The sequence below is a fragment of the Finegoldia sp. genome (assembly GCF_046991905.1).
GTDB lineage: Bacteria > Bacillota > Clostridia > Tissierellales > Peptoniphilaceae > Finegoldia.
In genome coordinates this window covers 12,748-28,067 of the sequence record NZ_JBKWZF010000007.1, presented here as the reverse complement: position 1 = coordinate 28,067, position 15,320 = coordinate 12,748, and the positions used below count along the sequence as shown (strand labels likewise).

Here is a 15,320-nt window from a genome sequence, read left to right as displayed (position 1 = left end):
ATGAAACTTTCAAAAGATGGAAAAGGTGTATTCTATATATCAATTTTCCTGACAATTTTTGGAATAATCATGGTACTTAGTTCCAGTTGGCCGACAGCAGTCAGTGAACATAGGGCTTGGTACTATTATGGACTACGACAAGGTGTTTTTGCCATTCTTGGGTTTATTGTAATGCTATTTACTAGTAAATTTGATAACGAAAATTACAAAAAGAATGCTATTTGGATATTTTTGATAGCTGTTGTGCTTTGTGGGTTAGTATTTACTCCTTTAGGAAAAGAAATAAACTACGCAAAACGTTGGATCAAGATAAAATCATTTAGCTTTATGCCATCAGATGTACTTAAATTCGCATCTGTAAATTTGGCAGCAGCTATTGTTTCTCAAAATATTAATAAGATAAAAACTTTTAAAGAAGGTTTTTTGAGGATGATTGTCTTGGCTGGATTTTCAGGAGGCATTGTATTTTTGCAACCGGATTTGTCTACAGCAATAGTAATAATTGGAAGTGTTTTTTGCGTTTTCATGGTAAGTGGATTAAATGCAAAATACATTGTTTCTACTTTGATAGCAGCAGTAGTTTTCGGATATGTGGCTATCTTTAAGGTTAAAATTGGATACAGTAGAATTGATAGGATTATCGCTTTTATAGATCCACTAGGAAACTTAGAAGACGAAGGTTGGCAATTATCTCAATCATTGGCGGCTGTTTCTAATGGCAGTTTTCTAGGTAGTGGACTTGGCATGAGCAAACAGAAATTTTTGTATTTATCCCAAGCTCACAATGACTTTATATTTGCAATTATTTGCGAGGAATTTGGATTTTTGGGAGCTTTAATTCTAATTATAGCTTACTTTGCTTTTCTAGTTTTTGGGATAAGAATTGCAATGAAGTCAAAATTAATTTATTCAAGGTTACTTGTTTCTGGGATACTTTTTGTAATAGGAATACAAGCATATGTTAATATGACAGTGGTTACTGGATTGATTCCTCCAACAGGATTAACTTTACCATTCATATCATATGGTGGTACGTCTTTGATGATTATGTTGGGGTTAGTAGGAATAATACTAAATGTAGACAGGAACAATGAAGAGGAGAGAAAATGAATATAATAGTATCTGGTGGTGGAACAGGTGGACATATTTATCCCGCCATTTCACTAATTGAAGAATTAAAAAAAAGAGACGAAAACAATAAAATCCTTTATGTAGGGACAGAAAAAGGGTTGGAAAGTAGCATTGTTCCAAATCTAGGAATAGATTTTAAAACTATACATGTGAAGGGCATTCCTAGAAAAATCAATGCTGATTCATTCAAAGCATTGAAAGAATTATTTAGAGGACTAAAAGAAGCGAATAAAATACTTAAAGAGTTCAAGCCTGATCTAGTAATTGGAACAGGTGGATATGTTAGTGGGCCTATTTTATACAAAGCAACTAAAACTAAAGCTAAAGTGGCTTTTCATGAACAAAACAGCTTTCCGGGAATAACAAATAGGATACTATCAAGATATGTGGATAGATATTTTGTCACATTTGAAGAATCCATAAAATACTTCAAAAACCAAGATAAAGCCATAGTTACAGGTAATCCAATTAGAAATAGATTTACAGATATTGAGAAAAACAAAAAAGCAGCATTTGAACAATTTAATATACCAGAAAACAAAAAGGTTGTATTAATATTTGGAGGATCAAACGGATCAGAAATATTAAACAAAGCAACATTAGATATGATTGATAAAATATCAAACCAAGATAGCTTCGAAGTAATTTTAGCTACTGGTAAATTGAATTATGACGAATTTATTGAAAAATCTGGAAAAGAAATCAAGAATTTGCACGTATATCCATATCTTGAAGATATCGATAAGGCATACTGTGTGTCTGATTTGATAGTAACAAGTAGTGGAGCTATTACATTAGCGGAATTATCTTTCTTGGGAAAAGCTTCGATACTTGTTCCAAAAGCTTATACTACAGAAAATCACCAAGAACACAATGCTAGAGCATTTGAAAAAGTAGGAGCTAGTAAAGTTATTTTGGAAAAAGATTTGAATTCTACAACATTATTCGAACAAATAAACGAAATAATTAAAGACGATAACTTATTACAAGAACTTTCAGAAAACTCAAAAAAAATGTCATATCCAACAGCTTGTAAAGATATTGTAGATGAACTTTACAGATTGGTAGAAAAAGATGAAAAAGCATAAAGTAGTAATTATTGTAGCAATATCACTTTTAATAGGATTGATAGTGTACTTATTTGCTACACTTGACTATTTTTCAATAAAAAAAATAACAGTAAAAAACAATAAGATTGTAAAAACAACTGAAATAAAAAATTACTCAAATTACTCATTGGGAGAAAATATCTTTAGATTTAATAAAAATAACTTAAGAAAAAAATTAAGCAAGGACATATACATTAGAGATGCAAATGTAAAGAAAAAATATCCTGATACTATAGAAATAACGATAGAAGAAACAAAAGATATATGTTATTTTCAATTAGGCAAGGATAGATTTTTTGTGGATTCTGATTATAATGTAGTAAAAAATAAAAATAGAATTGATTACACCAAAATTGTAAAGATAGATGGAGGGAATGAAAATTTATCAAAAATAAACAATTTGCAATCAGATGAGAAATTTTATGAGTTCATAAAAAATCTTTATTCTAATAAAATTTTAGATCAACTAGTAGGAATTGATATTTATAATGCTAACGATATAACTTTACTTACAAAAAACGAAATTAAAGTGTTTTTTGGGGATTTAAACGAGTCAGAAAAGAAATCTAATAATCTTTTCAAGATTTTAAAAGAAATTAGTACTAAAAGTATAAACACGAAAACCGTAGATATAAAAGATCCTAAAAAGTCGTTTTTTATAAAAGAAAATGCAGAACAAACAGAGTAAATACGGTTTTTGTAATAATTCAAAAAACAAATTAAACTAAACGTGTTAAAACGTTAGTGTATTTATGATACATTAATATGTTTTAATAATTTTATTTTGGATTTCACAAAATAACTAAGAAATTATTTAGGCTTGACAAAACAACGTAAAGTACAAAATAAAATAGCTTATAACACGCAAATAGAATAATAAATTTTATAAACTATACTAATAGTACAAGAGTTATTAACGGCTTGTAATTATAATATTGGCCAGGAATTAATGTTGAACTTGTAGTATAATTAGATTAAAGAGATTAAAAGGAATTTTAATTATAAATTAGGAGGATGTTATGACTTTTGATATGGAATTAGAAGACAATGATTTAGCAAAAATCAAAGTAATCGGGGTTGGTGGTGGCGGAAACAACGCCGTAAAAAGAATGAAAGAAGAAGGCTTACAAGGCGTTGAATTTGTAGCTGTGAATACTGACAAACAAATTTTGAACAATTTAGACATTGATACTAAATTACAAATAGGAAGTAAGATTACAAAAGGTTTGGGAGCTGGCGCTAATCCTGCTGTTGGTATGAAAGCTGCTGAAGAAAGTAGAAACGAAATTGAAGAAGCCCTTGACAAAACAGATATGGTATTTGTAACTGCTGGTATGGGTGGTGGTACCGGTACAGGTGCTGCACCAATAGTTGCACAAATCGCAAAAGAAAAAGGAATACTTACAGTTGGTGTTGTAACAAAACCATTTACATTCGAAGGAAGAAAAAGACAAATGCAAGCTGAACAAGGTGTTGAAGCTTTGAAGGGAAAAGTTGATACTTTGGTAATTATTCCTAACGATAAATTGTTACAAATTTCAGACAAGAGAACTACAATGTCTGAAGCTTTTATGATGGCTGATGAAGTACTTATGGATGGTATTCAAGGTATTTCAGATTTAATTGCTGTACCTAACTTAATTAACTTGGATTTTGCCGATGTTAGATCTATTATGCTAAATCAAGGTATTGCTCACATGGGTATTGGTAAAGCTAATGGAGACAACAGAGCAATGGAAGCTGCAAAACTTGCAGTTAAATCTCCTCTATTAGAAACATCAATCGGAGGAGCAAAAGCTGTTTTAATTAACGTTACAGGAAAAGAATTGGGATTGTTTGAAGTTAACGAAGCAGCTGAATTAATTAGAGAAGAAGTTGATCCAGATGCTAACATTATTTTCGGTGCTGGAATTGATGAATCTTTAGGAGATGATATTAAAATCACTGTTATTGCAACAGGATTTGATTCAGATAATCCAATGGCTAACAAATTAAAATCAAACAAAAAAACTGATTCAGTTTCTCAAAAATCAGAAGAAACTTCTGAAAAAGATCACGACGATATAGAAATACCTTCATTCTTGAAGAGAAGAGGATTCTAATGAAATGTCCGTTCTGTAATGCATCTGATACAAAAGTTGTAGATACTAGAGCATCCGAAGACGATAAAATAGTTAGGCGAAGAAGGGAGTGCATATCTTGTCACAAAAGATTTACTACTTATGAAAGATATGATTTTAATAATCTTACGGTAGTAAAAAAGGATAAAAATCGAGAAGCTTTTGATAGAGATAAGGTGTATCGTGGAATGAAAAAGTCTTGTGAAAAAAGACCTGTTCCAGATTCAGTGTTGCTTGAGGCTACAAAAGAGATAGAAGTTGAACTAACACATAGCAATAAAAGGGAGGTAGATTCATCTGAAATAGGTGAATTAATAATGAAAAAGCTTAAGAAAATTGATAAGGTAGCATACATTCGTTTTGCTTCTGTGTATAGAGAATTTACAGATATTAAATCTTTCAATGAAGAAATATCTAAATTAGATAATGAATAAGGTCGGAGTTTTATCCGACCTTTAATTTTTATTTAACGATATTTAGTTTTTGTGGTAAGATATAAATAAAATAAATGTTAAAGGGGAAATATTTTGGATTTATTTGAATATAATTTACAATTGCAAAAAGAAAATAGTTCACCATTAGCAAATAGACTTAGACCTAAAAGTTTGGATAAATATTTTGGACAATCACATGTTGTTGGAGAAGGAAAGCTTTTAAATAGATTAATAAAAGCTGATAAAATTCCCTCTATGATTTTTTATGGGCCACCAGGAACTGGGAAAACAACATTGGCAGAAATAATTTCAAATCAAACAAACTCTCTGTTTGAACGATTATCAGCTATTTCGAGTGGCGTTAAAGATATTAGGGAAGTTATTTCTACTGCCAAAAATAATTTAAGTATGTATAACAAAAAGACAGTCTTGTTTATCGATGAAATTCATAGATTTAATAAATCACAACAAGACGCATTGTTAGGGTATGTTGAAGACGGAACCATCACTTTAATAGGCGCTACAACAGAAAATCCGTTTTTTGAAGTAAATAAAGCTCTTTTATCGAGATGTCAAATTATTGAGTTAAAACCATTGACTGATATTGATATAAAACATATTATAAAAAACGCACTTACAGAAGACAAGATACTTAAAGAAAAGAATATTAAAATGGATGAAAAAGCTATTGATGTTCTTGTCAATTCTGCAAATGGAGATGCAAGAAGTGCCTTGAATGCTTTGGAAATTGCGGTCGAAAGCACAGACCAAGTTAATGGATGTTTGATCATAGATGAAGATGTGATAAAAAATTCTGTATTTAAACCTGTGTTAAAATATGACAAAGAAGAAGATCACTATAATGTAATATCGACATTCATTAAATCTATGAGAGGTTCTGATATCGACGCAGCTTTGTATTACTTAGCAAGAATGATTGAAAGCGGTGAAGATCCCAAATTCATCGCTAGAAGAATGGTGATTTTCGCATCAGAAGATATTGGTTTGGCAAATCCTGAAGCTTTGACTGTAGCTATCAATGTGTTCAATTCTGTTAATTTGATAGGATTACCAGAATGTAGGATAAATTTATCGAATGGGGTAATTTATCTTGCATCTAGCGAGAAATCGAATACGTCTTATGTCGCAATTGACAAGGCTTTGGAAGATATTCGCCAAAACAAGATTTACGATGTTCCTAGTCATTTGAAAGATGCACACTACAGTGGGGCAAAATCATTGGACAGAGGAATTGGGTACAAATATCCACATAATGATGATTCGTATCAACAATATTTACCAGACGAATTGAAAAATCAAAAATATTACGATCCAAAAGATATTGGATATGAAAGCAAAATATATAAAAAAATGAGGAGTAAAGAATGATATTAATTAGAGATTTAATTAAAGATTACGAAAAATATTCTGACAAAGAAGTTGAAGTTGGAGGTTGGATTAAAAACTCAAGATTTAGTAAGAATGTTGGATTTATTGAACTAAACGACGGAACTTTCTTCAATCCGGTTCAAATAGTAGTAGGAAAAGATAATGAAGATTTTGAAAAGAGTGAAAAGTTAAAATTAAGCTCAGCAATTATTGTCGTAGGTAAATTAGTTTTGACTCCAAATTCTAAACAACCTTTTGAAATTCAAGCAGAAAAAATTATAGTTGAAGGGGAATCTACAGATGATTATCCACTTCAAAAGAAGAGACATACTTTTGAATTTTTGAGAACAATATTACATTTAAGACCAAGAACTAATACATTTAATGCTGTATTTAGAGTTAGAAGTAGATTGGCATTTGCTATTCATAAATTCTTTAATGAAAGAGGATTTGTATATGTTCATACTCCAATAATAACAGGTAGTGATGCTGAAGGCGCTGGAGAAATGTTCAGAGTTACAACATTAGATTTAGATAATATTCCAAAAGATGACGATGGAAATGTTGATTTTTCACAAGATTTCTTCTCAAAATCTACTAACTTAACTGTAAGTGGTCAATTACAAGCAGAAGCTTACGCATTAGCATTTAGAAATGTGTATACATTTGGACCAACTTTCAGAAGTGAACACTCTAATACTCCTAGACATGCTGCAGAGTTCTGGATGATGGAACCTGAAATATGTTTTGCTGATTTGGATGATGTATGCAATTTGGCTGAAGATATGGTTAGATATATCATAAAAGATGTTATGGAAAATTGTGAAGAAGAAATAAAATTCTTCAACAGTTTTGTAGACAAGAACTTAATTGAAAGATTAACAAAAGTTGCCAATAAATCATTCAAAAAATTAACTTATACTGAAGCTGTTGAAATTTTACAAAAATCAGGAGAAAAATTTGAATATCCTGTTGAATGGGGAATGGATTTACAAACAGAACACGAAAAATATTTGAGTGAAAAAGTTGTTGACGGGCCGGTATTTGTTACTGATTATCCAAAAGAAATCAAGGCATTCTACATGAGACTTAACGACGACAACAAAACAGTTGCAGCAACAGACCTTTTAGTTCCAGGAATTGGTGAATTAATTGGTGGAAGCCAAAGGGAAGAAAGATACGAATTGTTAGATAAGAAAATGGATGAATTAGGATTCAACAAAGAAGAATACAAATGGTATCTTGATTTAAGAAAATACGGTGGAGTTAAGCACGGTGGATTTGGATTAGGTTTCGAAAGAATGGTAATGTATATGACAGGAATGTCAAACATAAGAGATGTCATTCCATTCCCAAGAACTGTTGGACATTGTGAATACTAATATTGAATTTAATTCTGTGATGTGATATCATAGTAATAAGTTTTTATAATAATATTTGAATAAAAGTAGTAAATAATTAAAAATTTTCAGAGAATTGATGGTTGGTGTGAATCAATATTTGAGATTATTGAACTTGTTTATTAATAGAATATTCGTATATCTGCGTTAAAGATTTGAGTGGGATTAACCAATAAGAGTGGTACCGCGGAATTTTATTTCGTCTCTTCTATGTAAGAGGCGAATTTTTTATTATTTGGAGGTAAAAATGGATAGATATAATCCGAATTCAATTGAGAAAAAGTGGCAAAAATTTTGGGAAGAAAACAAAACTTTCAAGACTTCTGATGACAAGTCAAAAGAAAAATTCTACGCATTGGTAGAGTTTCCTTATCCTTCTGGACAAGGACTACACGTAGGTCATCCAAGACCATACACTGCATTGGACATCGTTTCAAGAAAAAGAAGAATGCAAGGATATAATGTTTTATATCCAATGGGTTGGGATGCATTTGGACTTCCTACAGAAAACTTTGCTATTAAAAATAAAATAAGACCAGAAATTGTTACTGAAAACAACATCAAAAACTTCAAAAGACAAATGCAATCAATAGGTTTTTCTTTTGATTGGGACAGAGAAATAAATACAACAGACCCAGACTACTATAAATGGACTCAATGGATTTTCATCCAAATGTTTAAAAAAGGACTTGCTTACAAAAAGGAAATGCCAATTAACTGGTGTCCTTCATGTAAAACAGGACTTGCAAATGAAGAAGTAATTAACGGTCACTGCGAAAGATGTGGCGGTGAAGTAATCAGAAAAGTTAAGAATCAATGGATGCTTAAGATTACTGAATACGCTGATAGACTTATAGATGATTTAAAAGATGTCGATTATTTGGATAGAATAAAATCGCAACAAATCAACTGGATTGGAAGATCATACGGTGCAGAAATTAATTTTTCAATAAAAGAAGTTGACGAAAAAATTACTGTTTTTACAACAAGAGCAGATACTATATTTGGTGCAACTTATATGGTTATTTCAGTTGATCATCCTTTGATTGAAAAATATAGTGATAGAATTAAAAACATCGAAGAAATCAGAAGTTACAGACAAGAAGTTGCTAAGAAATCCGAATTGGAAAGAACAGATTTATCTAAAGAAAAAACAGGATACAAAATTGATGGATTAACAGCGATTAATCCTTTGACTAACAAAGAAATTCCTGTTTATGTATCAGATTATGTATTGATGACTTATGGAACAGGTGCTATTATGGCAGTTCCTGCTCACGATGACAGAGACTACGAATTTGCTAAAAAATTCAACATTGAAATGATTCCTGTAATTGAAGGATCCAACATAGAAAATTCTGCATTCACTGAAACTAATGAAGGAAATCTTATTAATTCTGAGTTTTTAAATGGTTTGAGTGTAGACGAAGCAAAACAAAAAATGTATGAATACATTGAAGAAAAAGAAATAGGTCACAAGAAAACAAATTATAAATTAAGAGACTGGGTATTTTCTAGACAAAGATATTGGGGAGAACCAATTCCATTGGTTTACTGTGAACATTGTGGATGGGTTCCATTGGAAGAAAAAGATTTACCACTAGTATTGCCTAAGGTTGATAATTATGAACCTACAGATAATGGAGAATCACCACTATCTAATATAGATGAATTTGTTCATACAAAATGTCCAAAATGCGGTAGAGATGCTGTCAGAGAAACTGATACTATGCCACAATGGGCAGGATCTTCTTGGTATTATTTGAGATATACTGATCCACACAACGACGAAGCGATAGCAAGTAAAGAAAACTTGGACTATTATGTTCCAGTTGACTGGTATAACGGTGGAATGGAACACACTACACTTCACTTATTGTATTCAAGATTTTGGCACAAATTCTTGTATGATATTGGAGTAGTTCCTACAAAAGAACCATATATGAAGAGAACTAGCCATGGAATGATTTTAGGCGACAACAATGAAAAAATGAGTAAGTCTCGTGGTAATGTTGTAAATCCGGATGATATCGTCAGAGATTTTGGTGCAGATACTTTGAGATGCTATGAAATGTTCATTGGAGATTTTGAAAAATCAGCTCCTTGGTCTGAAAATGGTGTTAAAGGTTGCAGAAAATTCTTGGATAAAGTTTGGAGAACGCAAGAATTAGTTGATGGAGATTCTAATTTTGAAAAAATGGAAACTTTGGTTCATCAAACTATTAAAAAAGTTTCAGAAGATTATGAAAACTTGAAATTTAATACAGCAATCGCTCAACTTATGACATTATTGAATGAATTCAACAACTTAGATAAAATTTCCGAAGAACAATTCAAGATATTCTTGATATTATTAAATCCAGTTTGTCCTCATATCACAGAAGAAATTTGGCAAAGAATGGGATATGAAGGATATGTTCACGAAGCTAGTTGGCCAGAATATGACGAATCGAAAACTATTTTGGATGTAATAGAGCTTCCTATCCAAGTAAATGGTAAGCTAAGAGCAACTGTAGAGATATCTAGAGATGCTTCTGAAGATGAAGTTTTTGAAAAAGCTATTGCAGATGATGTTGTAGCAAAATATCTTGAAGGCAAAAACGTAGTTAAGAAAATTTATGTAAAAGGTAGAATTTTTAATATAATTGTAAAATAATTTTGGTAATAGTAGATTGAGTTTTCTTAATCTACTATTATTATTGCAATAGGATATTTACACAACTATTTTACTATGATAAAATTTATCATAAATAGGAGGGCTTATGAGATTATCTACGAGAGGAAGATATGGACTTGCGGCTATGATATATTTAGGCAAAAAATATGGAGATAATCCAGTTAGTTTGAATGAAATATCTAAAGCCACAGGACTGAGTAATAATTATTTAGAACAACTTATACGAGAATTGAAAAAACAAGATTTAGTGATTTCAGTTAGAGGTGTACAAGGCGGTTATTTATTGAAAAAATCTCCAAAAGAAATTTCAGTAGCTGAAATTTTGGAGTGTTTAGAAGAATTTTTTGGAGTGACAGAATGTTCTGCAGTTTCCGGACTTTGTTCAAGAGAAGACACTTGTCCATCTAGGCTTATTTGGACTCAAATGCACGATGATATGATTAACAGCATTAAAAACGTGAGTTTGCAAGATTTAATTAGCAAAGAGAAATAGATATGCTTATTAGTTCTGAATTTTTGCGTAACGCTTTAATATTTATAACTATTATTTTCATGGTTTTTGGAACTTATTTTCTAATTACTGTGGGAAATAGTAAAGTAGACGAAAAATACAAAATTGTATTTAATTTTCATAAAATAAAAAAGACTACCATATTAATACTTATATTGCTAGGAATTGCAGCTTTATTTTCAAAATATCCAATCATATATCATACAATTAATACTTTATTGATAGGAATAGTGCTTTCATATATTATAAATCCTTTGGTAAAACATATTGAAAACAAAGGAGTTAAAAGGTCAATAGCTATTTTAATCATTTACGTTATAGTAATCCTTTTGATTATTTTATTGGGGATGATTGTTGTTCCACAAACTATACAACAAATTAAAAAAATGATAATAAGCTTACCTGGCTTTATGTCGGATATATCTGTGAAATTAAATGCTCTTAACAATAAAATATTTAAGGAATATCCGAATGTTAGCAAAATTATGTCCAACGCAATGCAAACAATTAATCAAAAGCTTGGAACTATCCAAACTTCAATATTGGACAAATTATCCCAAACAGGAAATGTTACGGGAAATATATTTAGTAATTTACTTAGAATTGTTTTAGTTCCAGTTGTAAGCTTTTATATGCTTTTAGATAAAGAAAAATGCATTGACTTTATAATGGGATTCATACCAAATGAGAATAAAGATAAATTTTTTAATATATGTTCTGATATGGATAAAGCTTACAGTGAATTTATTCGCGGCAGATTGATTATGGCGATTTTTGTGGGAGTATTGACTGCGATTGCCTTAATCATTATGAAAGTCGATTTTGCAATTATAATTGGAATACTTACTATGGTAGGCGATATTATTCCATATATTGGTCCTTTTATAGCGGTTACTCCAGCTTTTATTTTGGCTTTTTTGGACAGTCCATTAAAAGCAGTAGTTGTAGTAATTGTGTTTGTTTCTATTCAATGGGTTGAAAATAATATTCTAGCTCCTAAATTATTAGGTTCAAAAATTGGAATTAATCCATTGTTAGTAATTGTTAGTTTGATTATAGGTGGAGGAATGTTTGGAGTTGTAGGTATGATTCTTTCAGTTCCATTCGTTGCTACAGTTAAAATATTATATTTACATTTTAAAGATAAGATTAAAATGTTTTTTAAAAATTAGTGAGGTTATAATGAAAGATTACGGTTTAAATGAAATTAGAAAAAAATTCTTAGATTATTTTGGGGAAAGAGGACATCTTGTTATCAAATCATTTCCTCTTATACCACAAGATGATAAAAGTCTTTTACTTATAAATGCTGGAATGGCACCTTTGAAAAAGTATTTTACAGGTGAGAAAAAATTAAAAAAAGACAGGGCAACATCTTCACAAAGATGTATCAGAACAGCAGATATTGACGAAGTAGGAAAGACTCAAAGACATGGTACATTTTTTGAAATGCTTGGTAATTTCTCTTTTGGAGATTATTTTAAAAAAGAAGCCATTACATGGGCTTGGGACTTTTTAACAAATGAATTAGAAGTTCCAAAAGATATATTGTGGATAACTGTATATGAAGAAGACGAAGAAGCTTATAATATTTGGGTAAATGAAGTAGGAGTAAGTCCAGAAAGAGTTGTTAAATTAGGAAAAGCTGATAACTTCTGGGAATTAGATCAAGGACCTTGTGGACCATGTTCTGAAATTCACGTAGACAGAGGATTTGAATTTGACCCTAGAGAAGATGCAAAACCTGGTGATGAGGGCGAAAGATTCTTGGAAGTATGGAATTTGGTATTCACACAATTTAACAAAACTGCTGACGGAAAATACGAAAGAATTGCTCATCCAAACATAGATACTGGTATGGGTCTTGAAAGAATTACAATGGTTTTGGAAAATGCTGATAATATTTTTGAAATTGGACTTGTAAAAGATATAATCAAAACTATTGAAGAAATTTCAGGCGTAAAATACAAAGAAAATCATCAAAACGACGTTTCAATCAGAATTATTGCTGACCACGTACGTGCCATGACATTTTTAATATATGATGGTGTTATTCCAAGCAATGAGCAAAGAGGATATGTACTAAGAAGACTTATAAGAAGAGCTTGTAGACACGGAAAATTGTTGGGAATAAACGACAGTTTTATAGAAAAAGTTATAGATTCTTGCATTAAAGTTTATGAATCTGGATATCCTGAATTAAAAGAAGAAAGAGATAGAATTGTAAAAATAGCTAATGCTGAAGAAAAGAAATTCCAAGAAACTTTGGATTTAGGTTTGAGTATTTTGGATTCTATGCTAAAAGAAACTGAATCAGATGTGTTTAGTGGAGAAAATGCATTTAAATTATATGACACTTATGGATTCCCTATAGATTTAACTAAGGAATTGGTTGGTGAAGTCAACAAAACTGTAGATGAAGATGAATTCAAAAAGTTAATGGAAGAACAAAAACAAAGAGCTAGAGGATCAAGAAATGAATCTAACATGGGTTGGTCTTCTGACAAAAAATATGGCGAAGGACTTCCTGAAACAAAATTTGATGGATATGATTCCTTAAAAGATGAAAGTGAAGTTATCGAAATCTACGGTGAAAATGATAATAATTTAAATGCTGAAGATATGGGTATAATAGTATTAGACCGTACAACTTTCTATGGAGAAGGTGGAGGTCAAGTAGGTGATAAGGGAATTATCTATAATGATAATTTCAAAGCTGAAGTTTACGACACGAAAAAAACTGGAAAGAAAGTATTCTTGCATTACGTAAAAGTTATCGAAGGAAGCTTAAATGTAGGCGATAAAGTTACAATCGAAGTAGATGAACTTAATAGAAGAGATATTATGAAAAATCACTCTGCTACACACTTATTGCATCAAGCATTAAAGGATGTTGTAGGAGATCACGTTAATCAAGCAGGTTCTTATGTTGATGGAGAAAGATTAAGATTTGATATTACACATTTTGAAGCAGTTACTAAAGAACAATTAGAAAAAGTTGAACAAATTGTCAATGAAAAAATAGCTTTAGGTATTCCTGTAAAAATTGATGAAATGTCATTAGAACAATCTCAATCAATTGGAGCTAGAGGTCTTTTCGAAGATAAGTATCAAGATGTTGTAAGGGTTGTTCAAATGGGAGATTATTCTAAAGAATTATGTGGAGGAACTCACGTTAAGACAACAAGTGACATTCAAATGTTGAAAATACTTTCTGAATCAAGTGTAGCTGCAGGTGTCAGAAGAATTGAAGCAATTACTGGTCGCGCAGTATACAAATATTTAAAAGATAGAGATAGTTTGATTGATATTGTTAAGCATTCGTTAAAGGCAACTAATGAAGATGAAATCACAAGAAGAATTGAAATGAACACTGAAGAAATTAAAGAATTGAAGAAAAAACTTAAAGATATAACAAATAAGGATTTATCTTCAAATATTGATTCAGTTATTGAGGATGCTGTAGACATTGACGGCACAAAAGTTTGTATATTTGAGTTAAGTGGGTTGGACAATAATTCTTTTAGAGATTTTGGAGAAAATATTAAATCAAAATTAGAAGATGGTGTTGTAATACTAGCTAATTCAGATGAATCAAAAGTATCATTTATAACTTTAGTTACGGACTTAGCAGTTAAGAAAGGTGTATTTGCTGGGGACATTGTAAGAGAAGTTGCCAAAGTATGCGGTGGAAATGGCGGCGGACGTAAAGATTTTGCACAAGCTGGTGCAAAAGATAACTCTAAAGTTGATGAAGCACTACAAAAGGGAATTGAAACAGTAAGATCAAAAATTAATGCTTAAAGGAGGCAAAAAATGGAAGGTAAGGATTTAAACCATACGGTTAGATTTGAAGCATCAAAACTTGAACAGAAATCAATAAAGGAAACTTTGAAGAAAGTTTACCAAGCTTTAGAGGAAAAAGGATATGATCCTAAAAATCAAATTATTGGATATATATTATCAGGTGATCCTACTTACATTACAAGCTTTAATAATGCGAGAAATTTGATTAGACAAATCGATCGAGATGATTTATTAGGAGAAATGTTAGAAGTTTATTTGAACGAAATAGATAAATAAAGGATTATGTAGAGCTGTTACTTGTAACAGCTCTCAAAATATTAATAAGATATGGAAAGATATATTGGACTTGATGTGGGGGATAGAACTATAGGGGTAGCTATAAGTGATCCTTTTTTATTGACTGCACAATCTTTAATGACTATCAAACGAAAAAGTAAAATCGAAGATATAGAAATTATAAATGATATAATTAAAGAAAAAGACGTTACTAAAATTATAGTAGGTCTACCCAAAAACATGAATAATACTGTTGGCCCTCAAGCTAAAAAAGTAAAAACATTTGTAAAAGAATTAAGGAAACACACAGATTTAGAAATTGTATATGTTGATGAGAGACTGACTACTGTTAGCGCTACTAGGGTGTTAATAGAACAGAATGTCTCACGAAAAAAAAGAAAAGATGTAATTGATAGTGTTGCAGCAACTTACATTCTGCAAACTTATTTGGATATGGGAAGATGAT

Annotated in this window: 13 protein-coding genes and 1 other annotated feature; all 13 genes read left to right on the top strand. The window is 30.8% G+C overall.

Features of this window, described 5'->3' with window-relative positions:
• A complete protein-coding gene (locus ACLUJM_RS04480) occupies positions 1-1,110 on the top strand; it encodes an FtsW/RodA/SpoVE family cell cycle protein (protein ID WP_294685674.1) in 1,110 nt (369 codons plus the stop codon).
• Positions 1,107-2,219, top strand: a complete 1,113-nt coding sequence (gene murG / locus ACLUJM_RS04475; protein WP_294685676.1) for an undecaprenyldiphospho-muramoylpentapeptide beta-N-acetylglucosaminyltransferase — start codon at positions 1,107-1,109, stop codon at positions 2,217-2,219. The genes ACLUJM_RS04480 and murG overlap by 4 nt, the downstream gene beginning before the upstream one ends.
• Positions 2,206-2,928: a cell division protein FtsQ/DivIB gene (locus ACLUJM_RS04470; protein ID WP_412412297.1), complete on the top strand. Its 723-nt coding sequence runs from the start codon at positions 2,206-2,208 to the stop codon at positions 2,926-2,928. Before murG ends, ACLUJM_RS04470 begins: the two co-directional genes overlap by 14 nt.
• Positions 2,929-3,259: 331 nt before the next feature.
• Complete coding sequence (gene ftsZ / locus ACLUJM_RS04465) at positions 3,260-4,342, top strand: cell division protein FtsZ (RefSeq protein ID WP_412412296.1); 1,083 nt, start codon at positions 3,260-3,262, stop codon at positions 4,340-4,342.
• Complete coding sequence (nrdR, locus tag ACLUJM_RS04460) at positions 4,342-4,794, top strand: transcriptional regulator NrdR (protein WP_294685681.1); 453 nt, start codon at positions 4,342-4,344, stop codon at positions 4,792-4,794. Before ftsZ ends, nrdR begins: the two co-directional genes overlap by 1 nt.
• A 93-nt stretch (positions 4,795-4,887) precedes the next feature.
• On the top strand, positions 4,888-6,183 hold the full coding sequence (locus ACLUJM_RS04455; protein ID WP_412412295.1) for a replication-associated recombination protein A: 1,296 nt from the start codon (positions 4,888-4,890) through the stop codon (positions 6,181-6,183).
• Positions 6,180-7,565 carry an asparagine--tRNA ligase gene (gene asnS, locus ACLUJM_RS04450; RefSeq protein ID WP_094224595.1) on the top strand — a complete coding sequence of 462 codons (1,386 nt, stop codon included), beginning with the start codon at positions 6,180-6,182 and terminating at the stop codon, positions 7,563-7,565. The genes ACLUJM_RS04455 and asnS overlap by 4 nt, the downstream gene beginning before the upstream one ends.
• 47 nt (positions 7,566-7,612) lie before the next feature.
• Positions 7,613-7,793 (top strand) — a binding site (T-box leader).
• A 37-nt stretch (positions 7,794-7,830) separates the two neighbouring features.
• A complete protein-coding gene (gene leuS, locus ACLUJM_RS04445) occupies positions 7,831-10,239 on the top strand; it encodes a leucine--tRNA ligase (protein WP_154271171.1) in 2,409 nt (802 codons plus the stop codon).
• Between the two features lie 106 nt (positions 10,240-10,345).
• On the top strand, positions 10,346-10,753 hold the full coding sequence (locus ACLUJM_RS04440) for an RrF2 family transcriptional regulator (protein WP_154271170.1): 408 nt from the start codon (positions 10,346-10,348) through the stop codon (positions 10,751-10,753).
• A 2-nt stretch (positions 10,754-10,755) separates the two neighbouring features.
• Complete coding sequence (locus ACLUJM_RS04435; RefSeq protein WP_154271169.1) at positions 10,756-11,943, top strand: AI-2E family transporter; 1,188 nt, start codon at positions 10,756-10,758, stop codon at positions 11,941-11,943.
• Between the two features lie 10 nt (positions 11,944-11,953).
• Positions 11,954-14,575, top strand: a complete 2,622-nt coding sequence (alaS, locus tag ACLUJM_RS04430) for an alanine--tRNA ligase (RefSeq protein WP_412412294.1) — start codon at positions 11,954-11,956, stop codon at positions 14,573-14,575.
• Between the two features lie 12 nt (positions 14,576-14,587).
• Positions 14,588-14,854 carry an IreB family regulatory phosphoprotein gene (locus ACLUJM_RS04425; protein WP_094205556.1) on the top strand — a complete coding sequence of 89 codons (267 nt, stop codon included), beginning with the start codon at positions 14,588-14,590 and terminating at the stop codon, positions 14,852-14,854.
• Between the two features lie 51 nt (positions 14,855-14,905).
• Complete coding sequence (ruvX, locus tag ACLUJM_RS04420) at positions 14,906-15,319, top strand: Holliday junction resolvase RuvX (RefSeq protein WP_412412293.1); 414 nt, start codon at positions 14,906-14,908, stop codon at positions 15,317-15,319.
• The last annotated feature ends 1 nt before the right edge of the window (position 15,320 follow it).